General features: G+C 71.9%; 24 protein-coding genes. 16 read left to right on the top strand and 8 right to left on the bottom strand.

The features are described from left to right. Positions 1-117: 117 nt before the first annotated feature. The 4 genes from OG472_RS42890 (at position 118) to OG472_RS42875 (ending at position 4,160) form a co-directional block, all read left to right on the top strand. Positions 118-1,332 carry an aminotransferase class V-fold PLP-dependent enzyme gene (locus OG472_RS42890; RefSeq protein ID WP_405940653.1) on the top strand — a complete coding sequence of 405 codons (1,215 nt, stop codon included), beginning with the start codon at positions 118-120 and terminating at the stop codon, positions 1,330-1,332. 150 nt (positions 1,333-1,482) lie between these two features. Continuing rightward, positions 1,483-3,057: an acyl-CoA carboxylase subunit beta gene (locus OG472_RS42885; RefSeq protein ID WP_405827041.1), complete on the top strand. Its 1,575-nt coding sequence runs from the start codon at positions 1,483-1,485 to the stop codon at positions 3,055-3,057. After that, on the top strand, positions 3,054-3,287 hold the full coding sequence (locus OG472_RS42880; RefSeq protein ID WP_405827042.1) for an acyl-CoA carboxylase epsilon subunit: 234 nt from the start codon (positions 3,054-3,056) through the stop codon (positions 3,285-3,287). Before OG472_RS42885 ends, OG472_RS42880 begins: the two co-directional genes overlap by 4 nt. 66 nt (positions 3,288-3,353) lie before the next feature. Then, positions 3,354-4,160, top strand: a complete 807-nt coding sequence (locus OG472_RS42875; protein ID WP_401614655.1) for an SDR family NAD(P)-dependent oxidoreductase — start codon at positions 3,354-3,356, stop codon at positions 4,158-4,160. A 94-nt stretch (positions 4,161-4,254) separates the two neighbouring features. On the opposite strand, the gene OG472_RS42870 is transcribed toward OG472_RS42875, so the two are convergent. After that, positions 4,255-5,253 carry an AMP-binding protein gene (locus OG472_RS42870; RefSeq protein WP_401611368.1) on the bottom strand — a complete coding sequence of 333 codons (999 nt, stop codon included), beginning with the start codon at positions 5,251-5,253 and terminating at the stop codon, positions 4,255-4,257. Positions 5,254-5,574: 321 nt separating this feature from the next. On the opposite strand from OG472_RS42870, the gene OG472_RS42865 reads away from it, so the two are divergent. The 4 genes from OG472_RS42865 to OG472_RS42850 all read left to right on the top strand — a co-directional run bounded on the left by OG472_RS42865 (position 5,575) and on the right by OG472_RS42850 (position 8,823). Then, positions 5,575-6,393 (top strand): NAD(P)H-binding protein, encoded by an 819-nt coding sequence (locus OG472_RS42865; protein ID WP_401611369.1) that lies wholly within the window; start codon positions 5,575-5,577, stop codon positions 6,391-6,393. A 170-nt stretch (positions 6,394-6,563) separates the two neighbouring features. After that, the gene (locus tag OG472_RS42860) at positions 6,564-7,199 is read left to right on the top strand and encodes a hemerythrin domain-containing protein (RefSeq protein ID WP_401611371.1); all 636 of its coding nucleotides are present in this window, start codon (positions 6,564-6,566) and stop codon (positions 7,197-7,199) included. Continuing rightward, positions 7,196-7,690 carry a DUF1772 domain-containing protein gene (locus OG472_RS42855; protein ID WP_401611373.1) on the top strand — a complete coding sequence of 165 codons (495 nt, stop codon included), beginning with the start codon at positions 7,196-7,198 and terminating at the stop codon, positions 7,688-7,690. The genes OG472_RS42860 and OG472_RS42855 overlap by 4 nt, the downstream gene beginning before the upstream one ends. A 134-nt stretch (positions 7,691-7,824) precedes the next feature. Next, positions 7,825-8,823 (top strand): AraC family transcriptional regulator, encoded by a 999-nt coding sequence (locus OG472_RS42850; protein ID WP_401611375.1) that lies wholly within the window; start codon positions 7,825-7,827, stop codon positions 8,821-8,823. A gap of 68 nt (positions 8,824-8,891) precedes the next feature. Here OG472_RS42850 and OG472_RS42845 read toward each other — a convergent pair whose 3' ends face one another. From OG472_RS42845 to OG472_RS42820, 6 genes are all read right to left on the bottom strand, one after another. Next, positions 8,892-9,593, bottom strand: a complete 702-nt coding sequence (locus OG472_RS42845; RefSeq protein ID WP_401611376.1) for a 4'-phosphopantetheinyl transferase — start codon at positions 9,591-9,593, stop codon at positions 8,892-8,894. After that, positions 9,590-10,426 (bottom strand): alpha/beta fold hydrolase, encoded by an 837-nt coding sequence (locus OG472_RS42840; RefSeq protein ID WP_405827044.1) that lies wholly within the window; start codon positions 10,424-10,426, stop codon positions 9,590-9,592. Before OG472_RS42840 ends, OG472_RS42845 begins: the two co-directional genes overlap by 4 nt. Beyond that, entirely contained in the window at positions 10,423-10,896 is a 474-nt protein-coding gene (locus OG472_RS42835; protein WP_401611378.1) for an SRPBCC family protein, read from the bottom strand. The genes OG472_RS42840 and OG472_RS42835 overlap by 4 nt, the downstream gene beginning before the upstream one ends. 96 nt (positions 10,897-10,992) lie before the next feature. Continuing rightward, the gene (locus tag OG472_RS42830; RefSeq protein ID WP_401611379.1) at positions 10,993-12,519 is read right to left on the bottom strand and encodes an FAD-binding protein; all 1,527 of its coding nucleotides are present in this window, start codon (positions 12,517-12,519) and stop codon (positions 10,993-10,995) included. 13 nt (positions 12,520-12,532) lie between these two features. After that, a complete protein-coding gene (locus tag OG472_RS42825) occupies positions 12,533-14,095 on the bottom strand; it encodes a flavin-containing monooxygenase (RefSeq protein WP_405940655.1) in 1,563 nt (520 codons plus the stop codon). Positions 14,096-14,105: 10 nt separating this feature from the next. Beyond that, positions 14,106-15,002 (bottom strand): class I SAM-dependent methyltransferase, encoded by an 897-nt coding sequence (locus OG472_RS42820; RefSeq protein ID WP_319732791.1) that lies wholly within the window; start codon positions 15,000-15,002, stop codon positions 14,106-14,108. A gap of 206 nt (positions 15,003-15,208) precedes the next feature. Between OG472_RS42820 and OG472_RS42815 the strand changes: the two genes are divergently transcribed. From OG472_RS42815 to OG472_RS42805, 3 genes are read left to right on the top strand one after another with little or no spacing between them, the layout of a single operon-like run. Further along, positions 15,209-15,463, top strand: coding sequence for a hypothetical protein (locus OG472_RS42815; protein WP_030390264.1), 255 nt, complete (start codon positions 15,209-15,211; stop codon positions 15,461-15,463). Between the two features lie 11 nt (positions 15,464-15,474). Next, positions 15,475-16,461 carry a 3-oxoacyl-ACP synthase III family protein gene (locus OG472_RS42810; RefSeq protein WP_401611382.1) on the top strand — a complete coding sequence of 329 codons (987 nt, stop codon included), beginning with the start codon at positions 15,475-15,477 and terminating at the stop codon, positions 16,459-16,461. Then, entirely contained in the window at positions 16,458-17,210 is a 753-nt protein-coding gene (locus OG472_RS42805) for an SDR family NAD(P)-dependent oxidoreductase (RefSeq protein WP_401611384.1), read from the top strand. The genes OG472_RS42810 and OG472_RS42805 overlap by 4 nt, the downstream gene beginning before the upstream one ends. Before the next feature lie 195 nt (positions 17,211-17,405). On the opposite strand, the gene OG472_RS42800 is transcribed toward OG472_RS42805, so the two are convergent. Next, positions 17,406-18,311: a BTAD domain-containing putative transcriptional regulator gene (locus tag OG472_RS42800; protein WP_383577043.1), complete on the bottom strand. Its 906-nt coding sequence runs from the start codon at positions 18,309-18,311 to the stop codon at positions 17,406-17,408. 294 nt (positions 18,312-18,605) lie between these two features. On the opposite strand from OG472_RS42800, the gene OG472_RS42795 reads away from it, so the two are divergent. Genes OG472_RS42795 through OG472_RS42775 form a run of 5 tightly spaced genes read left to right on the top strand, consistent with a single transcriptional unit; the run spans position 18,606 to position 23,836 of the window. Then, entirely contained in the window at positions 18,606-19,817 is a 1,212-nt protein-coding gene (locus tag OG472_RS42795) for an aminotransferase class I/II-fold pyridoxal phosphate-dependent enzyme (RefSeq protein WP_405827046.1), read from the top strand. 41 nt (positions 19,818-19,858) lie between these two features. Beyond that, the gene (locus OG472_RS42790) at positions 19,859-21,112 is read left to right on the top strand and encodes a beta-ketoacyl-[acyl-carrier-protein] synthase family protein (protein ID WP_401611388.1); all 1,254 of its coding nucleotides are present in this window, start codon (positions 19,859-19,861) and stop codon (positions 21,110-21,112) included. After that, on the top strand, positions 21,109-21,969 hold the full coding sequence (locus OG472_RS42785) for a MaoC/PaaZ C-terminal domain-containing protein (RefSeq protein WP_401611390.1): 861 nt from the start codon (positions 21,109-21,111) through the stop codon (positions 21,967-21,969). Before OG472_RS42790 ends, OG472_RS42785 begins: the two co-directional genes overlap by 4 nt. Next, complete coding sequence (locus OG472_RS42780; protein WP_401611392.1) at positions 21,966-23,582, top strand: AMP-binding protein; 1,617 nt, start codon at positions 21,966-21,968, stop codon at positions 23,580-23,582. The genes OG472_RS42785 and OG472_RS42780 overlap by 4 nt, the downstream gene beginning before the upstream one ends. Beyond that, positions 23,579-23,836: a phosphopantetheine-binding protein gene (locus OG472_RS42775; RefSeq protein WP_401611394.1), complete on the top strand. Its 258-nt coding sequence runs from the start codon at positions 23,579-23,581 to the stop codon at positions 23,834-23,836. The genes OG472_RS42780 and OG472_RS42775 overlap by 4 nt, the downstream gene beginning before the upstream one ends. Positions 23,837-23,878: the final 42 nt, after the last annotated feature.

Here is a 23,878-nt window from a genome sequence, read left to right as displayed (position 1 = left end):
GCGGGCATTGCCAAAACTGCCAAGCGATAGGCAATGTATTGCCAGACGTTTTGGCAATGCGTGGAAGACAGGGTCGTGGACGTGCCGCGGCCCCGACAGCGGGGGGAGGCCCCTGAATTGAATGCGCCGACGTACGACACGGAAGGAACGGCCCACCTGAACACGGCGGGCACGGGCCGGATGCCGGACGGCGTGCGGGCCGTGCTCGCCGCCTGCACGGCCCGCGACGACCGCTTCGGGAGCCGCGCGCTGGCGGAGCACCTCGGCGCCGTCCTGCACACCGAGGTGCACGAACGACTCGGCGCCCTGCTGGGCGTCCCGGCCGGCGACACGGTCCTGGCCACCGGCGCGGCCGAGGCCTTCGACGCCTTCGTCCGCGCCGCGGAACTCTCTCCCGGCGACCGGATCTGGACCACCCCGTACGAGGGCGTGGCCCGCCTGAGCACCCTCTACGCCCTGCGCGACCGCACCCGTTGCCGGCTGGAGGTCGTCCCGCTGCGGGCGGACGGCGACCTCGACCTGGACTGGATGCGGGCCCACCTCGACGGGGACGTCGCCCTCGTCTCGGTGGTCCACGTCTCCTCGGCCTGCGGAACGGTCAGTCCCGTCGAGCAGGTGGGCCGGCTCCTGGCCCCCCACCGGGCCCGGTACGCCGTCGACGCCTCCCACTCGGTCGGCCAGCTCCCCGTCGACGCCGCGCGCATCGGCGCGCAGCTGGTCACGGCGGACGGCTGGCGGTTCCTGCGCGGCCCGGAGGCCGTGGGCTTCGCCTACGCGGCGCACGGGGTGTGGAGCGGACGCCCGCCGGCGCCCGCCCCGGCCGCCGTCGCCGCGCTGAACGCCGCCCTCGCCCACCATGCCGCCGCCGTGCGCCTGCCCTACGAGGACCTGCTGCCCCGGCTGCGCGCCGCCGTGGAGCGGACGCCCGGGATCGAAGTGCTCGCGCCGGGCCGGGAGCAGGCCGGGATGCTGGCCTTCCGTCACGGCGAGGTGCCGGCCGCGCTCATCCGCCGCGCTCTGGCCCGGCGCGGGGTCGTCCTCTGGAAGACCGTCGCGCAGGAGAACCCGCTCCACCCGGCCGCGCGGGGCGGCGCCACCGCCGTGCGGGCCTCCGTCCACCGCGACAACAGCGCACAGGACATCGACCGCTTCGAGCAGGCCCTGCGGGACGTCCTCCGGGAGGAGCGCGAGGAGCGGGAGTACACCGGCGGCGCGGCCGTGGCCCCGGGTGCGGCGCTGGCCGCGGCCGGCGGGGACCGCTTCGGCGGGCCGCCGCCGTACCGGGGGACGCCGGTCCGCCGCGGCCACCTCACACTGCACCGGACGACCTGAGCCCCGCCCCCCACTGTCAGGCCGCCGGGCCCGCACGCCGGAGCCGCGCCAGGACCGCGTCTCGTACGGGGTCCGAGTGGACTTCCACGGCGTCTTGAGCCGCGCGCGCGACGGTGGCCGCAATCCGGTCTTCAGATCTGGAGGATCCTCATGACCATCATCGACGTGTCCACCCCGCCGGGTACCGACCGTGCCGCGGAACTGGCCGGCATCAAGGCACAGGCCCTGGCCGGTCCCGGCGAGCGGGCCACCGAACAGCAGCACGCCAAGGGCAAGCTCACCGCCCGCGAGCGCATCGGACTGCTGCTGGACGAGGGCTCGTTCCACGAGATCGAGGCGCTGCGCCGGCACCGCGCGAGCGGTTTCGGGCTGGAGCAGAAGCGGCCGTACACCGACGGGGTGGTCACCGGCTGGGGCACGGTCGGCGGCCGCACCGTCTTCGTGTACGCGCACGACTTCCGTATCTTCGGCGGGGCGCTCGGCGAGGCCCACGCGGAGAAGATCCACAAGGTGATGGACCTGGCCGAGGCGGCCGGCGCCCCGCTGGTCTCGCTCAACGACGGTGCCGGCGCCCGTATCCAGGAGGGCGTGTCCGCGCTGGCCGGCTACGGCGGCATCTTCCGGCGCAACACCCGCTCCTCCGGCGTCATCCCGCAGATCAGCGTGATGATGGGCCCGTGCGCGGGCGGGGCGGCGTACTCCCCCGCGCTCACCGATTTCGTGTTCATGGTCCGCGGCACCTCGCAGATGTTCATCACCGGCCCCGACGTGGTCCGTGCCGTCACCGGTGAGGAGATCACGCAGAACGGCCTGGGCGGCGCCGACGTGCACGCCGCGGTCTCCGGGGTGGCCGCCTTCGCCTACGACGACGAGGAGAGCTGCCTGGAGGACGTGCGGCACCTGCTGTCGCTGCTGCCCGCCAACAACCGCGAGACACCGCCGCGTGAGTGGGGCGACGATCCCGCGGACCGGCCTACCGAGGCGCTCGCCGCGATCGTGCCCGCCCATCCGCAGCAGGCGTACGACATCCGCCGGGTCATCGAGGAGGTCGTCGACGACGGCGACCACTTCGAGGTCCAGCCCGGGTGGGCGGCCAACGTGGTGTGCACGCTCGCCCGGATGGACGGACACGTCACCGCCTTCGTCGCCAACCAGCCCGCCCACCTCGCCGGGGTGCTCGACATCCACGCGAGCGAGAAGGCGGCCCGCTTCGTGCAGTTCTGCGATGCCTTCAACATCCCGATCGTCACCCTGGTCGACGTCCCCGGTTTCCTGCCCGGGGTCGGCCAGGAGCACGGCGGCATCATCCGGCACGGCGCCAAGCTGCTGTACGCGTACTGCAACGCCACCGTCCCGCGGATCTCCCTGGTCCTGCGCAAGGCGTACGGCGGTGCGTACATCGTCATGGACTCCCGTTCCATCGGCGCGGACCTCGCACTGGCCTGGCCCACCAACGAGATCGCGGTCATGGGCGCCGAGGGCGCGGCGAACGTCATCTTCCGCCGGGAGATCGCCGCCGCCGCCGACCCCGACGCGACGCGCGCGCAGAAGATCAAGGAGTACACGACCGAGCTCATGCACCCCTACTACGCGGCCGAACGCGGCCTGGTCGACGATGTCATCGACCCGGCCGAAACCCGTTCGGTGCTCACCTCGGCACTGGCCATGCTCCGTCCCAAGTACGCCGACCTGCCGTCGCGCAAGCACGGCAACCCGCCGGTATGACGGCCGGACGGCCGGCCGCCGGGGCCGGAGCGGCGGCGGGGGCGGAAGCGGAGTCGTGGAGGATCACGCGCGGGCATCCCGATGCGGCGGAGACGGCCGCCCTGCTGGCGGTGTTGACGGCCCTGCTGGTCAGCCGGTCGGGCGGGCGGACCGAGCCCGCCCGCACCCGGGCCGCCGGCTGGGACCGAACCGGCGGGCTGCGGCGCGCGGGGACCTGGCGCGAGCGCTGATCCGTCGCGCCCCGAGTGCTCTGCGGCACGCTCTGGACGTCCTGGTGAGCGACGGAGGGAACAAGGATGACGGTCAAGGCGAGAACGCAGGCCCCCGAACGGCCCGTGGCGCTGGTCACCGGGGCGACCAGCGGCATCGGGCTGGCCGTCGCCCGGGACCTGGGAGCGCGCGGGCACCGGGTGTTCGTCTGCGCGCGTACCGAGGCCGCGGTCAAGCAGACCGTCGCCGACCTGCAGTGCGAAGGGATGAGCGTGGAGGGCGCGGCCGCCGACGTACGCGACCGCTCGGCGGTGAAGGCGGTGGTCGCCGCGGCGGTGGCGGTGTACGGGGCGCCGGTGAGCATCCTGGTCAACAACGCGGGCCGCAGCGGCGGCGGTGCCACCGCGGACATCACCGACGAGCTGTGGCACGACGTCATCGACACCAACCTCAACAGTGTGTTCCTGCTGACGCGCGAGGTCCTCAACGCCGGCGGCCTCGGGGCGCAGCCCTGGGGCCGCATCGTCAACATCGCCTCCACCGCGGGCAAGCAGGGGGTCCTGCTCGGGGCCCCGTACACCGCCTCCAAGCATGCCGTGGTCGGCTTCACGAAGGCGCTCGGCAAGGAGCTCGCTCCGACCGGTACCACCGTGAACGCGGTCTGCCCCGGGTACGTGGAGACGCCCATGGCGGCGCGCGTGCGCAGCGGGTACGCGCAGGCGTGGGACACCACCGAGGAGTACGTCCAGGAGCAGCTCGAGTCCAAGATCCCGCTGGGCCGCTACTCCACCCCCGAGGAGGTGGCCGCTCTGGTCGGCTATCTGACCACCGATCTGGCCGCCTCCATCACGGCCCAGGCGCTCAACGTGTGCGGAGGGCTGGGGAACTTCTGACGCCGGCCGCCGGTGGACGGGCACAGGGGGGAGGGCCGCGGACGGTCGGTCGTCCGCGGCCCTCCCCGCCGCCGGTCCCCCGGCGGCCCTGTTTTCAGAGGACGGTCGGTGGCCCCGAAACGTCCCAGAGGACGGCCTGCGGGGCGATGCGTGCGTCCTGCCAGTCGGCCAGGGCGGGCGCGTCGGTCTGCTCGTCCGAGAGCAGTACGTGCCGCAGGGCCGGCAGGGTGCTCCTGCCGGCGCGCGCCGCGACGGCCAGCCGTGCGAAGGCGGACGGCAGTTGTGTCAGCACCGTCACCTCCTGCTCGGCCAGCAGGCGGGCGAAGGCGCGGGCGTCGCGGGCGGTGTCGCGGTCCACGACGACGGCGCGGGCGCCGGACAGCAGGGGTCCCCAGATCTCGCGCATGCCCAGGTCCAGGCTGAGGGAGTGGAAGTACGTCCACACCTCGTCCGGTCCCGACTCCAGCAGCGGGACCAGGGCGTCCACCCAGGACAGCACGTCCATGTGGCCGACGGGCCGCAGGGTCAGTGCCCGGCCCGGATCGCCGCCCGTGGGGAGCGCCAGGAAGGCCGTGGCCGGCGGGATTTCGCGGCGCATCGCCGCCTCGGGCCGCGCCGCGATGACGAACCTGCCCGCCTTGGCCAGCGGGATCTCGTCGCGCAGCAGTCCGCCGTCGGAGATGACCATCTCGGCGCCGGCGTCGCGCATCAGGAACTCCTGGAGGCCCGCGTTGTGCCCGGGCTCCAGCGGCAGTACGGCCGCCCCGGTGCGCAGGGCGCCCACCACGGCGGCGGGGGTCCGGCAGGTGCGCTGTGCGCGGACGGCGATCACCGATCCGGGTCCCGTACGGCCCGACAGGCGCCCGGCGATGTCGTCGGCGAGCCAGTCCGATTCGAGATAGGTCGTCTGCTCCTCGGTGTCCCGGGTGCAGACCCGGGCCGGGTGGCGGGCGGCCGCGGCCGCGAAGCGGGTGTCGATGCGGTCGAGGCGTACGGTCGGCTCGGCGGCCGGGTCGAGCCCGATCCGTGTGAGCAGAGCGGCCAGGTCGGCGGACAGGTGGTCGAGCTCCGGATGATCCGGAGTGGCGTTCATGCGGCCTCCCAGCGGGCGGGTCGTGACTCCGGGGCCGATGGTGTCGCAGGGGGCCGGAGAACGGCTCAAGTCCTGCCGTACAAGGCGGCTTGACGGCTGGTCAGGAGGGGCTGGACGGCTGCTCGACGGTGTGTCCACGGGTGGTCGAGGATTGCTGGAGAGGCCTGGCCCGCCTGCTGGGGGCATGCCTACGATTCTGGAGCTCACGCCGAAGCCACCCTCTCTCCGTCGCGCTCCGAGGCGACCTCTCGTAGACGCAGGCATATGGAACTGAGCTTTGTGGCTATGGCCCGTCTCGCGAGACTGGACTTGACTGTACTCATGACTCAGAACACGCAGATCACCCTCGTCATCGGCGGTCACGGCAAGACCGGCCGGCGCGTCGCCGAGAAGCTTTCCGCCCAGGGCCGCGAGGTCCGGATCGGTTCGCGCAGCGGCCAGCCCGCCTTCGACTGGCACGAGCCCGCCACCTGGGGACCGGCGCTGGAGGGCGTCGACCGGGTGTACGTGACCTACTACCCCGACCTCGCCTTCCCGGGTGCCGCCGAACAGGTCGGTGCTTTCTCCAAGGTGGCCGTCGCCGGCGGTGCGCGCCGTCTGGTGCTGCTGTCCGGGCGCGGTGAGGAGGCCGCGGAGGTGTCGGAGGAGAACCTGAAGGCCTCCGGCGGCGACTGGACCATCGTCCGCTCGAGCTGGTTCAACCAGAACTTCAACGAGAGCTTCTTCCTGGAGCCCGTGCTGGCCGGCGAGATCGCCCTGCCGACCGGTGACGCGGTGGAGGCCTTCGTCGACGCCGATGACATCGCCGATGTCGTGGTGGCGGCGCTGACCGATGACAAGCACATCGGCAAGACCTATGAGCTGTCGGGCCCGCGCCTGCTCAGCTACAGCGATGTGGCCGCCGAACTGTCCAAGGCCACCGGCCGGGAGATCAGGTACATCTCGGTCACCAACGAGGAGTACCGGGCCGTGCTGCGCGAGAACGGCCTCCCGGAGGAGTTCGCGGACCTGTTCACGATGATCCTCGACGGGCGCAACGCGCACCTGGTGCACGGTGTCGAGGAGGCCCTGGGCCGCAAGCCCAAGGACTTCTCCGAGTTCGCCCGCGACGCGGCGGCGTCCGGGGTCTGGAACGTCTGACGGCACAAGGCCCCTTCACCGTCTGCGCGTTCCCCTCTTTTCGCTCCTTGACCGGGCGGCGACTCTGGTACGGCCGCCGCCCGGTGCTCGGGGTGTCCGGGGATCTGCGCACGACACCGTGCCAGTGCTCACCGGCACCACCCCGCATGACAGACAGGCAGGAGGCTCCCGTGCCGGCTCCCCCGTCGTATTCCAGCGAACACGGGCTGGAACACCTTCCCCCGCACTTCCACGGCTTCGCCCTGATGCACGTCGCGATGCGGCGTGACGCGGCCCGGCTGCGCGCCGCGGCCCCCGCGTGGAGCGGGGCGGGCAGCGCGTGGTGGCAGCGGCTGCGCGAGGTCATCGAGTGGCACCACACCAGTGAGGACGACGTCCTGTGGCCGGGGCTGCGCCGCCGGGATGCCGACTTCGATGCACAGGCGCGTGAACTGCACGAGGACCACGAGGAGTTGGATGCGGCGATGGCGGCCGTGTCGACGGCGGTCGCCCGCCGCGGTGACGGTCTGGTGAGGGCGGCGCAGACTTTCGAGGGTGTGCTGCGCGACCACCTGCGCGATGAGGAGCGGATCGTCTTCCCGGTCTTCGACCGGCTCGGGGAGCGGGCCTATCTGGCCGAGGAGCGCAAGGTCGTCTCCAGTGCCCCGATGCGCGTGATGACGTATCTGCAGCCGTGGATGTTCGACGGTGCGTCGCGGCGCTCGGTCGCGCACGTCTCCGCCACGATCCCGCCTCCCGTCCGGCTGATCGGCGCCACGCTGCTGAACCGGCGGTACGAGCGCACGTTGAAGGGAATCCTGAATTGAGCAGCACGACCACGCAATCGGTGACGCTGGTGGCGGCGACGGTGGGGACGGGGCTGATGGCCGGCCTGTACTTCGCCTTCGACATCTCGGTGATGCCGGGTCTGGGCCGCGGCGATGACCAGACGTATGTGACCGCGATGCGGAACATCAACGAGGCGATCGACAACGGCCTGTTCGGCCTGCTCTTCCTGGGCGCGTTCCTGGCGACCGGGGTGGCGGCCAGGCAGCAGCAGCGCGGCGGCCGGCCCGACGCGGCGCGCTGGGGCTGGCTGGCGTTCGCGCTGTACGGGCTGTCGCTGGCCGTCACCGCGATCGTGAACATCCCCCTCAACAACCAGCTGGCCCGGGCCGGCGCCGATGCGGCGGCGGCCCGCTCGCGCTTCGGGGGCCGCTGGGCGTCCGGCAACGTCGTGCGCACGGTGGCCTGTACGGCGGCGCTGGCCGCGCTGGGGCGCGCGCTGACGCTGCACGGCCGCGCGTCGGCTGCGTAGAACCCCCGCGATCGGCGCCCGCTCTCTTTCCGTCCCCCGCGGGAGAGCGGGCGCTTCGCCGCGTGCAGGCGGCGACGCGGTCAGGCGGGGTGCGGGGGCTTCGGTGCGGCCGCGCGACGCGAGAGGATGTACGCATGGACACGCTGACCGGACTGCTGGAGGGCCCCAAGGCCCGGGGGGCCTTCCTGCTCAAGTCCGTCTTCAACCCGCCCTGGTCGCTGCGCGTGGAGGACCGGGCGCCGCTCTCGGTGGTCACGATGGTGCACGGCGACGCCTGGCTGCTTCCCGCCCTCGGCACGCCGGTGATGATCCGGCCCGGTGATGTGGCGGTCGTGCGGGGACCCGAGCCGTACACGGTCGCCGACTCCCCGGACACGCCGGTGCAGATCACCGTCGGTCCGGAGCAGCGGTGCAGCACCGAGGAGGGTGAGGACGTCACCGAGACGATGGCGCTCGGTGTGCGGACCTGGGGCGACGAGTTCCAGGATGCCGGCTCGGCCGTGATGCTGAGCGGCACCTACCAGGCGCCGAGCGAGATCGGCCGGCGGCTTTTGAGTGCGCTGCCGACGATCCTGGTGCGTCCGGCGGAGGCGGCCGACACCACGCTGGTCGCGCTGCTGGCCTCGGAGATCTCCAGGGACGAGCCGGGCCAGGAGATCGTGCTGGACCGGCTCCTGGACCTGCTGCTGATCGGGGTGCTGCGTACCTGGCTGGCGGCGCCCGGCAGTGGCGCGCCGTCCTGGTACCGGGCGCAGAGCGATCCGGTGGTCGGTCCGGCGCTGCGGCTGCTCCACGAGAATCCCGCGCACGGGTGGACCGTGGAGGAACTCGCCCTGAAGGTGGGGGTGTCGCGGGCTTCGATGGCCCGCCGGTTCACCGAGGTCGTGGGTGAGCCGCCGGTGGCCTATCTGACGGGGTGGCGGCTCGCCCTCGCCGCGGACCTGCTGCGGGAGCCGGATGCCACCATCGCGACGGTGGCCCGGCGGGTGGGCTACAGCTCGGCGTTCGCCCTGTCGACGGCGTTCAAGCGCGTGCGGGGCATGAGCCCCCAGGAGTTCCGTACGGGTGCCCACCCGGTCGCCGCGCCGCAGGCCCCGCAGCAGGCGCGCACGGTGGTGCTGCCCCGGCCCTGACCGCCGGCCGGCCGCCGGCGGCCCGGGCCCGGGTGCGGGTGCGGGGAGACGGGGTTCGGGCCGGGGCGCTACGCGGGTGTTGCCGAGGAGATCAGTGCGGCGGCCGTGGCCCGTGGGGGCGGCGGGGGCCCCTCGCGTGTCACCGCGGTCAGGATCAGGTCCGGGCCGGCCAGCCAGCGGCCCTGGTAGACCGGGTCGACCGGTGGGGGCAGCGGGGGGTGCAGGGTCGCCGCGAAGCCGCCGTCGGGGAAGAGGGTGAGGGTGGCGTCGCGGAAGCCGAGCCAGATGCCGGTGGCCGGGTACCAGGCCTTGTACGCGGCCTCCTTGGCGGAGAAGAGGAGACGGTCCCAGGGGGTGGAGGGATCGGCCGAGGCGAGGTGGGCCAGGTGGGTGCGCTCCGCCTCGGAGGTGATGAGGGCGAGGACGCCCCGGGGCAGTGGGCCCGCCGGTTCCGCGTCGATGCCGACGGCGGCCATCAGGGAGGCGGGGGCCGCCACCGCGGCGCGGTAGCCCTGGCAGTGGGTGATGCTGCCGACCACGCCGGTGGGCCACTGGGGGGCGCCGCCCGGTCCCGGGAGCAGGGCGGCGGCGGGGCGGCCGAGGTCGGCCAGGCAGCGGCGGGCGCAGGCCCGGGCGGTGGCGAACTGGCGTCGCCGGTGGGCGCGTCGGCCCTGCATCAGGGCGGCCTCGGCCGGGAAGAGAGGGGCGGGCGCCGCGTCGTCGAAGGCTTCCGATGACGTGACGCCCGGGGGGAGGAGTTCCTCGATCATCGTGAGGCGAGCTCGGTGACGGCCGCGACCGCGAGGAGCGGACGCTCCAGCGCGAGCATGTGGCCCGCGCCGGGGACCGTTTCGAAGCGGGCGCCGGGCAGGACCTCGGCGAGGGTCTCGGCCAGCGCGATGTCGATCACCTTGTCGCCGTCGCCGTGCAGGACGACGGCGGGGGTGGTGACCGCCTTCAGTGCCTCGCGGACGTCCCAGCCGCGGGTGCAGCGGAAGAAGTCCGCCCGCACGCGCGGTGTGGTGGCGGCGAACATCTGCCGGTTCACGTCGCGCACGACTCGGTCCACGCCCTTGCCCATGGTGGAGCCGAGCAGTCTGCCGCCCAGCCAGGGCCGGCGCAGGGCCCGGGAGAAGACCTCGCTGCCCATCATCTTCACCTCGCTGTCGGGGGTGTCCTGGCCGTGGGCCGCCGTGCCCAGCAGCACCAGGCCGCGCAGCCGGCCCGCCGAGGGCGAGGTGGCGGCGTAGGAGAGGGCGGCGAACCCGCCGCCGGAGTGGCCGACGAGCACCGCCTCGCGGGCGTCGGTCTCGCCCAGGACCGCCGCGAGGTCCGCGCTCAGGCGCTCCACCGAGACCGGGGTGCGGCCGAGGGTGGAGGCGCCGTGGCCGCGCTGGTCGTACAGCACGACGCGGTGTCCGGCGCGGATCAGCCGGTCGGCGACGGTGCCCCAGGCGCGGCGGGTGTGGGCCCAGCCGTGCAGCAGGACCACGTCGGCGGCGGGGGGTGCCCCGTTCAGGGGGGCCAGTACGGTCACCGCCAGCTCGGCGCCGTCGTCGGTGTGGACCGTCAGTTCGCTGGTGGCCTGCGGGGCGGCGGTCACCGGGGGGCCGCCGACAGCTGCCGGTCCAGCGAGGCGAACGCGGCGAGGGTGGCCTTGGAGTGTTCGGCGCCCAGGTCCGCGACCTTGGCCAGGGCCTTGAGCCAGCCGTGCGGGCTGCCGGCGAAGTGCATCGAGACGCGGGTGCGTCCGCCGGGCAGCGGTTCGAGGAGGAAGGTGCCCGGGCCGCGGAAGACGCCGTCGACGTACTCGATGTCCAGGCGGCGGCCGGGCTCCACGGCCACCGTGCGGGAGGTGAAGCGCAGCTTCAGTCCGCCCTTGTCGACGCCTTTGGTGTGCACGACCACGTCCACCGTGCCGCCGACCTCGTCGGGGGCGCCGGAGACGGCGGTGAACGTGTTGTGCGGGACCCACCACTTCTTCGCGCCGCGGAATTCGGCGACGAGCGCGTCCCAGACGGTATCCGCCGGGGCGTCGATCACCGCCTCGTCGATCAGGTCGTACGTGCTCATCTCAGGGCCTCCACTCGGTACGGGAAAGGCGGTGGGGGCGGGGTTGTCGTGCTCCCCGCCCCCACCGCCGGGACTCCACAGCCGGCCGGTCTGCCGTCAGGCGAAGAAGCCCTGGCCGGGCGTGAAGATGTTGTTGGGGTCGAACCTCCGCTTGGCGTTGACGAAGCCGGTCCAGCGGTTGCCGAAGTGCTTTTGCCAGTCGGCGCCCGTCATCGGGATCGAGCCCACCAGGTAGCGCTTGGCGCCGCTGGCCACCGCGATGTCGTACAGGCGGCGGTTCTGGTCGATCATGCCCTGGATGTTCGGCTCACCCGGGTTGGGGAAGCGCAGCAGGTCGAAGAGGTAGACCACGGACTCGTTGGGCATCATCGCCAGCGGCCGCTTGATCTTCGAGGTGTAGAAGGGGTAGAAGAGCAGGAATCCGCCGCCGAGGGAGTTCGCGTCCAGCTCCTGCTCGACGAGCTTCATGAACGCCTTGGTCTTCGAGGCGGGCAGGAACATGCTCAGCCACGGCTTGGGCGTGTACCAGTGGCCGCCCTCCTTCAGGTACGCCTCGTAGGCGTCGAGGCGGAACATGTAGTCCCGGAAGGACACGTCCTCGATGACCGCGTCCGCGCGGACGTCCTTGAGGTCGCACAGCAGCCTGGTGCGGTTGGGCGGCGTCGTGTTGTAGGTGGCGCCGACCTCCAGCTTGTAGCGCCAGCCGGAGTTGTCCGGGGTGCGGAGCATCTCGCCGGCGTGGACCTGGAACCGGCCGTCGGCCAGCACCTTCTCCGAGTCGGCGAGGTACTGCTCGACCGTGCTGTAGAAGAGGCTGAAGATGACGGCCCGCTTGGGCGCGGGGATCAGTTTGACGGTGGCCCGGACGATGATGCCGACCTGGCCGCCGCCGGAGAGGGCCGCGTTGAACAGTTCCGGGCGCTGGGAGGCGTTGGCGGTGACGAGCTTGCCGTCGCCGGTGATGATGTCGATCGACTGGATCGTGTCGCACAGCAGGCCGTACTTCTGCACGGTGCCGCCGATGCCGCCGATGCTGATGGTGCCGCCGACGGAGATGTAGAGGTAGTCGGGGAGGGCCGGCGGGGTCTTGCCCGCCTGGAGGGCGGCGTCGGTCAGCTGACCCCACGTCACCCCGGCTTCGACGACGGCGGTGTCGCTGCCGATCGAGATGATCTTCGACATGCCCTTGGCGTCGATGGAGATGCCGCCGGGGACGCGCGCCTGGCCGTAGACCGAGTGGGACTCGATGTCGTTGCCGGTGCCGCCCTGGCCGTTGACGGCGACCTTGATGTTGTTGGTGCGGGCGTAGTCGACGATCTTGACGATGTCGTTGATGCCGCCGGGGCGCAGCACCGCCCACGGCTTGCTCGGGGCGCCGTCGAAGAGGTGACCGAAGTCGTTGGCGAAGGCGTCGACCACGCCCGGGGTCGTCTCCAGGGTCCCGGCCAGTCCCGGCACGGGGACGACGTCGGAGTTGCCGGCGGCCTCGGCGGCCGTCGCCCAGGTCTGGGACACGGCGTTCCAGCCGACGACGGCGACGGCCGTGGTCGCGATGCCGCCGAGGACCCGGCGGCGGGACGGCTCGGCGGCGGTGCCCGCGGCGGTTCTGTGGGTGCTGCTCATCTTCGTACGTCTCCTACTGGTGAGGTACCGGCTTGGTGCTGCGCACCCGGGAAGCGAGCTGGTACTCGCTCAGGTCGAGGCGCTTGGTCCCGCGGCGGAAGCGCCAGGTGTAGGTCGGGAAGACCGTGGTGTTGCGGCCGTTTGCGTCGAGGTACCAGCTCTTGCAGCCGCCCGACATCCAGACGGTGCCCTCGAGGTGCCGGTCGAGTTTGCGGTTGTAGGCGTCCTGCGCCTCCTGGCGGACCTCGATGCTGGCCAGGCCGCGCTGGTGCGCCTGCTTCAGGGAGTCGACGACGTACTGGACCTGCGCCTCGATCATCACGGTCTGCGAGGAGTGGCCCAGGGCGGTGTTCGGGCCCAGGAGCATGAAGAGGTTCGGGAAGCCGGCGATGGTGGTGCCGCGGTGGGCGGCCATGCCGTCCTTCCAGGCCTCGCGCAGCTGGAGGCCGCCCTTGCCCCAGATCCGGCGGGCGACGGGGCGGTCGGTGGCCTGGAAGCCGGTGCCGAGGATGATGGTGTCGACCTCGCGCTCCACACCGTCGCTGCCGACGATCGACTTGGGGCGGATCTCGGCGATGCCGTCGGTGACGATCTCCACGTTGGGCTGCTGGATCGCCGGGTACCAGGTGTTGGAGAACAGCAGGCGCTTGCACGCCACCAGGTAGTCGGGCGTCAGCTTGGCGCGCAGCGCCTCGTCGGGGACCGACTTCTTCAGGTGGTCGCTCGCCATCTTCTGGACCTTCTCGGCGAGCTTGGGGCGCTTCCAGAAGAAGGCCAGGATCTCGCGGCCCCACATGTTGAAGCCCCGCCGGAACTGCTGGTATCCGGGCAGTGAGCGGAGCAGCCTGGTGTGCAGCTCGCTGTTGGCCTTGTCGGGCTTGGGGCCGATCCACGGGGGTGTGCGCTGGTAGAGGTCCAGCTGGCCGACCTCGGGCTGGATCTTGGGGACGAACTGGATGGCGGAGGCGCCGGTGCCGATGACGGCGACGCGGCGGCCGGCCAGGTCGTGGTCGTGGTCCCAGTCCGAGGAGTGGAAGATCCTGCCCTCGAAGTCGTCAAGCCCCTTGATGTCCGGTACGGCGGCCTCGCTGAGGTAGCCGGTGCCGGTGACCAGGAACTGGGCGGTGTAGCGGCCCTGTGAGGTCTCGATGTTCCAGTGCCGCTCGTCCTCGTCCCAGCGGGCGGCCTGCAGTTCGTGCCCGAACCGGATGTGGGGGCGTACGCCGAAGCGGTCGGCCGTGTCGCGCAGGTAGGCGTACAGCTCGTCGCGGGAGGCGAACGTGGACTTCCAGTTCGGGTTGCGGGCGAAGGAGAACGAGTAGAGGTGGGACATGACGTCGCACGCACAACCCGGATAGCTGTTGTCGCGCCAGGTGCCGCCGACCTCGTCGGCCCGCTCGAACACCAGGAAGTCGTCGATGCCCGACTGCAGCAGTCGGATGGCGGTGCCCAGGCCCGAGAAGCCGGTGCCGATGACCGCGACCCGCAGGTGCCGGGTCGGTCCGCCGCCACCGGGATGCGTCTCGGTGCCCGTGTGTGCCCCGCCGTCCTTGGCCGGTTCAAGAATGCTCGTCACGTCGGCCTCCTCAGCGGCGCGTGATGGTGACGCGGAAGTTGTTGAAGAACTTGTCCTCGAGCGTGTACGCGAAGATGTCGAGGTAGCGCTCGAAGCGGGAGACGACCTCTTCGCCCTCCAGGGCCACGGCCTCGTCCCGGCGTTCGGCCAGCAGGACCAGCCAGGCGCGGCAGGCCATCGCGAAGGACTCGCGCTCGTTGACGATCTCGTCGATCTCGAAGAGGCCCTCGGCGGCGGCGGACAGCTCGCTCAGGTGGGGGATGTGGCAGCCCTCGAACTCGGAGCGCTGGAGGAACTTCAGGTCGTCGAGGAGGGCGCGGTTCATCGGCAGCGCCTCGGCGGTCATGGTGTGCAGTACGAACTTGGCGCCCGGGTTGAGGGCGTTCGCGACCTGCTGGAAGAAGTACCGGTAGCGCTTGGTGCGCTCCTTGGGCGGCAGGTTGGAGGAGACGAAGTGCTCCAGGGCGTTGATGCAGAACGCGGCGTCGTACTTCTCGCTGTCGTCCGCGACCTTGTAGTCCGCCCAGCTCTGGACCAGCGTGGTGATCCGCGGGTTGCCGAGGCCGTCGATGAAGGCCTCCTGGGTGCGGGACAGGGTCAGGCCGACGGCCTGCTCGGCGCCGTGCACGGTGGTGAGGCGGTTGAGCATGGTGCCCCAGCCGCAGCCGATGTCCAGGACGCGCTTGGCGCCGCCGGCCGCGACGTTCGCGAGCTCGGCGAACTTGTCGAGCTTGCGTTCCTGCGCCTCGTCCAGGGTGGCGACCAGGTCCTCGCCGTCCTCCCAGTAGCCGCCCGAGTACATCATCGTGGGGCCCAGCAGGAGCCGGTAGAAATCGTTGCTGACCTCGTAGTGGTGCCTGATCGCATCGACCTCGGGGTCCACCGACTTGGGGGCGACCGTTGTCATCCTGATCCTCTTTCCTGCGTGTCCGGCGGGCCGTGTTTTCCGAATTCGCGACCGAGAAAACCCGATGCCCCGCAAGGTGTGCGCAAGAAGGCCGGGAATGAGGATCGGGGGCGGTGTTGCGCCTTCCTTGCGGGGGCGGGGCTTTTATCGCTCTCGAAAACCAGACACGCACTGCCGAGTTGCATTGCCGAGAGAGGACCGACCCCATGTCGCTGCCCACCATCGAAGAACTGGCGAGCCAGCTCGAGGCCGTCTCGGGTGCCGCGGAGGTCAGCCCCGACGCCCCGCTCCAGCACATTGCGGACGTCGACTCGCTGGACCTGATGGAGTGGCTGTACGGATTCCAGAACCAGTACCCGCACATTCCGGCCGACGAGTCCCTCTTCGCGGACCTGGACGACACGACGACGCTGCGTGACGTCTACGCGAAGATCGTCGACCTCGTCCCGGCTCAGGCGTAGCGGGGGGTGACGTGACCGGCTTCGACATCACCGGGTGGGGCATGTCCGTACCCGAACGCATCGTCACCAGTGCCGAACTCGCGGCGCGTTTCGGCGTGGACGAGCACTGGGTGGTCAGCCGCTGCGGGATCCGCGAGCGGCGGGCGGTCGACCCGGGGCAGACCACCGCCTCCCTGGCCGTCGAGGCCGGCCGGCGTGCGCTGGAGAAGGCCGGGCTGACCGGCGCCGACATCGCCCACCTGATCGTCGCGACCGCCACGCCCGAGCAGCCGTCCCCGGCGACGTCCGCGTTCGTCCACCACGAACTGGGGATCTCGGGGAGCGCGCACGACGTCAATTCCGAGTGTGCGGGGTTCGTCTACGGGCTGGTGTCCGCGATGGCGCTGATCGCCATCGATCCCCGGCCGATCCTGCTGATCGGCTCGGACACCCACACCCTGACGGCCAACCCGGCCGACCGTGACCTGTCCATCCTCGTCGGCGACGGTGCGGGGGCGGTCGTCCTGCAGCCGGGTGCGGAGAACCGGGTCAAGGCGTGGAACCTGGGCGCCGACGGTGCCTGCACCGGCTCGCTCAAGGTGCTGGCGGGCGGCAGCCGGATGCCGACCACCCAGGAGACGCTGGACGCGGGCCTGCACTACGCGCAGATCAACGGCAACGAGATCTACCTCAACGCCGTCCGCTACACCGTCCGTACGGTGCGCGAGACGCTGGAGAGCGCCAAGGTGGACGCGGCCGATGTGGACCATGTCGTTCCGCACCAGGCCAACATCCGGATCATCAACTCGATCCTGTCGCACACCGGCCTGCGCCCGGAGGCCCTGATCACCAACCTCCAGAAGTACGGCAACACGGCTTCGGCGTCGATCCCGATCGCGCTGACCGAGGCTTTGGAGGAGGGCCGTATCAAGGCCGGTGACAAGGTCTTGCTGGCCGGCTTCGGGGCCGGCATGACCTGGGGTTCGATCCTGATGGAGTGGGGCGGTGTCGCGGCATGAGCAAGAACGGTGCGGGAGCGCGGCCCGAGTCCCCGGTCGCGCTGGTGACCGGTGCCTCGGGCGGCCTCGGCCAGGCCCTGGCGCTCGAACTCGACGCGCTGGGCTGCCGGGTCGCGGTCCACTACAACAGTGCCCGCGAGGCGGCCGAGGCCGTCCGGGAGAAGCTGGTGAATCCGTCGGTGCTGGTCACCGGGGACGTCGGTTCGTGGGAGGCCACGCAGGCCCTCCACGAGCGGATTTCCGCCGAGCTCGGCCCGGTGGACGTCCTGGTCAACAACGGGGCGATCCGCAAGGACAGCCTGATGGCGATGCAGAACCCGGCGGACTGGGCGCAGGTCATCCAGACCAACCTGATCGGGTCGTTCCACACCGCGCGGGTGTCGGTGCCGCACATGCTGCGCCAGCGGTGGGGCCGGGTGGTCAACATCGTGTCCCCGTCGGGCATCATCGCGACGGCCGGCCAGACGGCGTACTCGGCGTCCAAGGCGGGTCTGATCGGCTTCACCCGTACGCTCGCGTCCGAGTGCGGCCGGCGCGGGGTGACGGTGAACGCGCTGTCCCCCGGGTTCATGATCACGGGTATGACGAACACCCTGCCCGACCGGGTCATCGAGGGCATGGAGGGCAAGGCTCCCATTCCCCGGTTCGTCACGGTCGAGGAGGTCGCCCGCAGCGCCCGCCTCTTCCTTGAGCAGGACTGCATGACGGGCCAGGTCATCAGCATCGACAGTGGCGTGTCCATCACCTGACCCCTGCCTTCCCCTCCCCGGCCCCGGCCTCCCACCCCCAGGGGAGGCCGGGGCCGCTCGCCGTGCCCTGGGCGGGGCCGCCGCCCGGACGGGCGCACCCGGTGCGGCGGGGGCGGGGGTGCGGGGGGCCGGTCTGGCCTTGGACAGGGCGAAGGCCGCCGCGGAGTTCGCGGCGGCCTTCGGCGTGTGCGGGGGTCAGGCGGCGGGGAAGGAGGTGACGGGGTGGGTGACGCAGCCGTGGTCGGCCAGGGAGCAGGGGCGGGGGGCCGAGGCGCGGTGGTCGATCTCGAAGACGCCCATCAGCAGCGGGTCCAGGCGGGGTGCGGAGCGCGGGGCGAACGAGCGGGGTTCCGGTGTGCGCAGCAGTTCCAGGTAGGCCGCTTCGGTCTCGGGTGCCGGATCGATCCCCAGTTCCTCCGCCAGTACCTCGCGCAGCTGCTGGTAGCTGCGCAGTGCCTCGGCCCGGTTGCCGGCCCGGGTGTGGGCCGCCATCCGGCAGCGGTAGGCGCTTTCCCTGAAGGGCGCCCGGCGGACCGCCTCTTCCGCGTAGCGCAGGGCGTGGTGCTCGTCGCCCAGGGCGGACGAGGACAGGCTCGCGGTCTCCAGTGCCTTAAGGCGCAGCTCTTCGAGCTGTTCGCGCATCGCGTTGACCCATTCGCCTTCGTGTGAGGGCAGGAACGAGCCGCGCAGGTTGGAGACGGCGCCGGCGGCGAGTTGCTGTGCCACGGCGTAGGCGCCCTCCGCGTACGCCTCGGCGGCCTCGGTGACGGCGGTTTCGGCGCATTCCACGTCCACGGCCGCGTCCTGGGGCAGCCGCAGGAGGTACCGGCCGCCCTGGGCGACCAGCGGGGTCACTCCCGGCTGGTCCTGCGGTGTGGTGACGAATGTGCGGACGCGGCTGACGAGGCTGCGCAGGGCGGAGGCCCAGGTGTCGGGCAGCCCTTCGGGCCATATGGTCTCGGCCAGTTGGTCACGGTCGGTCCCGCCGGTCCGCTCGAGGAGCAGGCGGGCGAAGGCCACCTGTGCCTGGGCGCTCGACAGGTGTTGCGGCGCTGCTCCGTCCGGCTCGATCGTGACAAGACCTATGAGTCTGATCAGCACTATGCACTCTCCGAAACGGTCGGCTTCCGGCCGTGTCCCCCTAGCTCGTGCGTTTCAGAGGATACCGGCGGGTCGTCTCCGCATGTCAACAGCGGCCGTCAAAACATTCCTTCGCGAATGAAAGCCGAGGTCCGGGCATTGTCGTTCTCTTTTCGAGTGCGGCCATGGCCTTCCTCTTGCGCCGCTATTGCGCCCCCCGAGTCTTAATGGAATTCCACTAGAGCCCCGCCGGAAGAACGGCAGAGCGCCGATGGAGTTCCGGGTCCGCCGGACGATCGCGACGAGGAGAAGCACGTGAACGCATCCGCCGCCTGGAGCCGACTCGAGCCGAAGCTGGCCTACTTCCGCGACCGGGTCCGGTCTTTGGAGTACGAGCCCAACCGCAAGAACAGCTTCGTCGCCTACACCGTCGAGCGGGATTCGGCGTACGCGGACCAGGACGGCCGCCGGCTGCTGATGATGTCCGGCTACTCCTACCTCGGCCTCGCCGGCGACGAGCGTGTCGTCGCGGCCGCCAAGGCCGCCGTCGACCGCTACGGCACCGGCAACCACGGAGTGCGGGCCCTGGCCGGCACGACCCCGCTGCACGAGGAGCTGGAGGCCGAGGTCGCCAAGGTCGCCGGCCGCGAGAAGGCCCTGGTCTTCGGCTCCGGCTACGCCGCGAACACCGGCACCGTCGGCGCGATCGTCGGACCCGGCGACACCGTCTTCATCGACAAGTACGACCACGCCAGCATCGTCGACGGCTGCAAGCTCTCCGGCGCCAAGGTCGTCCGCTTCCGCCACAACGACGTCGCGCACCTGGAGCGCCGGCTGGCCGCCGCCCCCGACACCGGTGTGCGGCTGGTCATCGTCGACAGCGTGTACTCCATGGACGGCGACATCGCCCCCCTGGTCGACCTGCGCAAGGTCTGCGACGCCCACAACGCGCTGCTGATGGTCGACGAGGCCCACGCGCTCGGTGTCATCGGTGCCACCGGCAAGGGCATCGAGGAGCACTTCGACTACGAGGTGAAGGTCGACGTCAAGCTCGGCACCCTGTCCAAGGCCATCCCCTCCATGGGCGGCTGGGTCGCCGGCTCCGCCGAGTTCATCCACCACCTGCGCTACGCGGCCCGCCCCTTCCTCTTCTCCGCGGCCCTCGGCGGAGCCCAGACCGGCGCCGCCCTGGAGTCCCTGCGGATCCTGCAGCGCGAGCCGTGGCGGGTGGAGTTCATCCAGGAGCAGTCGAAGCGCTTCCGCGACACCCTCAACGAGGCCGGCATCAGCACTGTCGACAGCGAGACCGCCGTCGTCCCCGTGATCGCCGGCTCCGACGAGGCCGCCTACGACCTGGCGACCGTCGCCCGCAAGAACGGTGTCATCGGCCTGCCGGTGGTCACCCCGGCCGTCCCCAACGACCTGGCCCGGCTGCGGATCGCCATCACCGCGGCCCACACCAAGGCCGACATCGACTTCGCCGCCGAGGCCTTCATCAAGTCGGCGCGCGAGTGCCGCATCATCTGACCGCCCTCACGACGACCGTTCACACGCCTTAGGGAGCAGACATGCCTGGACCGTCCAGGGGCAGTTCGGCGCTTGCGCCCGTCGCCATCACCGGCATGGGTGTGGTCACCCCCGGCGGGTGCACCCCGGACGAGCTGTGGGACACGCTGTGGGCCGGCCGGTCCACCGCCGCCGAGCTCACCCACTTCGACCTCGGCCGCCACCGGGTCAGGATCGGCTGCCGGGTCCGCGGCCTCGAGGGCCTGGCCGGGCTGGTCCCGGCCAAGGAGGCCCGCCGGATGGACCCCTTCGCCCACTACGGCACGGCCGCGGCGCTCGCCGCGCACCGCGATGCGGGTTCTCCCACCGCCGAGGCGGGCCGCACCGCCATCGTGGTGGGCAACGCCGTCGGCGGCCGGGCCACCAGCGACCTGGAGTCCGCCCACTTCACTTCAGGAGGCCCGGCCCGGGTCAATCCGCTGATGCCGCTGATGACGATGCCCAACGCGGCCGCAGCCCACATCGCCATCCGGCTCGGCTGGACCGGCCCCGCCCTCACCGTGGCCAACACCTGCGCCAGCGGTGCCGACGCCATCGGCCACGCCCTGATGCTGCTGCAGACCGGCCGCGCCGACCTCGTCATCGCCGGGGGCGCCGAGCACACGCTCACCCCGGTCACCCTGGCCGGCTTCGGCAACCTCAACGCGGTCTCCTTCCGCAACGACGACCCGGAGCACGCCTCGCGCCCCTTCGACAAGGATCGCGACGGCTTCGTGATGGGCGAGGGCGCCGGGTTCGTCGTCCTGGAACGGCTGCAGGACGCGCGGGCGCGCGGGGCCAGGACGTACGGGCTGGTCGCCGGGTACGCCGCCACCGCCGACGCCCACCACCTGGCGATGCCGCTGCCCGACGGCGCGGGAGCCGCGGCCGCCATGGAGGGCGCCATCGCCGACGCCGGCCTCGACCCGGGCGACATCGTGCACGTCAACGCGCACGGCACCTCGACCCCGCACAACGACCGGTCCGAGGCCGCGGCCCTGCGGAAGGTGTTCGGCAGCGCCCAGCCGCCCGTCACCGCCCCCAAGTCGGTCATCGGCCACCTCATCGGCGCCGCCGGCGCCGTCGAACTCATCGCCACCGTGCAGGCCATGCGGCACTGCGAGGTACCGCCCACCGCCAACCACGAACAGCTGGAGCCAGGAATGGACATCGACGTCGTCCACGGCACACCCCGTGCCGTGCGCTCGGGGCCCGCGATCACGAACTCCTTCGGGTTCGGCGGCCACAACTCCTCCGTGGTGGTGACGCCGGTATGACACTGCTGTCGCTGCCCTCCCCCGTCCGCACGCTGACCGTCACCGAAGGCGAGATCACCGACTACCGCGGCGCCGCCCGGCGGGGGCTGCCCACCGCCCGGCCCGGCCAGGCCTCGCCCGTGCACGCCTTCGTCCTGGCCCACACGGTGGCCGAGCAGACCGTCGCCGAGCTGACCGCCGCCGAGCCCGGCCCGGTCTCGGTGGTCCACCTCGGCCAGGACATCCGCACCGTGCGGCCGGTCCGGCCCGGAGAGGAGGTGACCGTACGCCTGGACGTGCTCGGCATACGCAAGGAGCCCCGCGGCGCCCGGATCGCGCTGCGGGTCCGCCTCATCGGCGAGGACGGCCCGGAGCCCTTCGCGGAACTGGTCATCTCCGCCCTGCTGGTGGGCGCGACCCTGCTGGAGCCGTTCGGCGACATCGCGGGCGGCCCCGCCGCCCCCACCGGGCTCGGGGCGGGCGAGGCGCAGAGCGCGGTGCACGAGCTGACCACCGACTGGATCAGTACGTACGCCCACGCGTCCGGCGATCTGAACCCCATCCACCTCGACGAGCAGGCGGCCCGCGGGGCCGGTTTCGACACCGTCATCGCGCACGGCATGAGCGTGGTCGCCCTCGCCGTGGAGGAGGCCGTGGACCGCTTCGCGGACGGTGACAGCGCCCGGGTGCGCGGTCTGGGCTGCCGTTTCTCGGCCCCGGTGCCCCCCGGGATCGGGCTGGAGATCCTCCTGCAGCCCGACGCCGAGGCGCGCGTCGTCCGCTTCACCTGCAAGACGCCCCGGGGCGCGGCCGTGAAGTCGGGCTGGATCGAGCTCGCCCGGCCGGCGGCGCCGCAGGAAGGAGAAGAGCAGCCATGACGACCACCCCGGCCCTGCCGGCCCTGCCGGCCGCCGTGCATGTCGAACTCGGTCTCCTGGGAGGGTTCCTGACCCAGGTCCGCGACCGCCCGCACGCCACCGCCCTCGTCTTCAACGGCGAGGAGACCAGCTACCGCGAGCTGTACGAGCTCGCCGGCCGCGAACGCGACCGCCTCGCGCTGCTGGAGCTGGCCCCGGGCGTGCCGGTCGGTGTCCTGGCCGACAAGTCCCCCGCCGCCGTGGCCCTCGTCCTGGGCTGCCTGCTGGCCCGCCGGCCGCTGCTGCTGCCGTCTCCGGCCCTCGCCGACACGCTCCTGGCCGATCTCTTCGCCCAGGCCGGCTGCGCCCGTGTGCTGGCGCCCGGCGGCCGGGCGGCCCGGGTCGCGCCCAACCCGGACGTGGCGGCCCAGCCGCTGCCGGCCGACGAGGCCGCGGACGTGGCCTTCATGCTCACCACCTCCGGCTCCACCAGCCTGCCGAAGATCGTCCCGCTGAGCCTGGACGCGGTGGACCGCTTCACCCGCTGGGCGGGCAACGCCTTCGGGATCGGGCCCGACCGCACCGTCTTGAACTACGCCCCCCTCAACTTCGACCTGTGCCTGCTGGACGTGTGGACCACCCTGGCCCGCGGCGGGCGCGTGGTCCTGGTCGACCCGGCGCTGGCCGCCCACGGACGCCACCTGCGCGATGTGGTCCTGCGCCACGACGTCCAGGTCGTGCAGGCCGTCCCGATGGCCTTCGGGCTCCTCCAGGACGCGGCCGACAAGACCGGCGACACCTTCCCCGGCGTCGAGCACGTCATGTTCACCGGCGACGCCATCCCCGACCGCACCTTCGCCGCCCTGCCCTCCCTCTTCCCCAAGGCCCGCATCCACAACATCTACGGCTGTACGGAGACCAACGACAGCTTCGTCCACGAGGTCGACACCTCGGCGACCGCGTTCCCGCCCGTCCCCATCGGCCGGCCGCTGCCGGGCGTGGCGGCCCTGGTCCTGGACCCCGACACCCACACCCTCGTCGAAGGGCCGGGCAGCGGAGAGCTGTTCGTCTCCACGCCCTTCCAGAGCCGCGGCTACCTCGACCGGACCCGGCACGCCGACAAGTTCACCGCCCACCCGCTGGGCCTGGACGACAGGCGCTGGTTTCGCACCGGCGACCTCGTACGGCGCGACGCGGCCGGCACCCTGCACCTGAGCGGACGCACCGACTTCCAGGTCAAGGTCCGCGGGGTCGCCGTCAACACGGCCGAGATCGAACGGGTCCTGCAGGAACACCCCGACGTACTGGAGGCGGGCGTCGCGGCCCTGCCCGACCCGATCGCCGGCAAGCGGCTCGTCGCCGCCGTCCACCGCGCCCCCGGCTCCGCGCTGACCGGCCTGCAACTGCGCACGCACTGCGCCCGGCACCTGCCCAGGGCCGCGGTCCCCCACCAGCTCACCGTGACCGACACCCCGCTGCCCAAGACCGCCACCGGAAAGGTCGACCGCAAGGCACTCGACCGGCTCGACCAGCCCGACCGGGCCGGCTCCCCCACGGCCACGCCCGCACCTGCCACGCCCGCACCTGCCACGACACCCGTCGCCACACCTCTCGCCGAAGGAATCCCGTCATGAGCAACATCGACACCATCAAGAACTTCGTCATCACCGAGTTCCTCCCGGGCACCGCGGCCGCCGAACTCGCCGTCGACCACGACCTGCTCAACGACGGGGTCATCGACAGCCTGGGCGTCCTGAAGCTGATCGCCTGGGTCGAGGACCGCTTCGAGCTCGCCGTCGGCGACGCCGACCTGGACCCCAACAACTTCCGCAGCGTCGAGGCGATCGACACCTTCATCACGGAGGCCCGCCGCACGGCGGCCGCCTAGAACCACCCACCACCACCCCGACGAAAGACTGGACGGAGAGCG

The organism is Streptomyces sp. NBC_00207, from assembly GCF_045160965.1.
Lineage (GTDB): Bacteria > Actinomycetota > Actinomycetes > Streptomycetales > Streptomycetaceae > Streptomyces.
This window is presented reverse-complemented; position numbering and strand designations above follow the sequence as displayed.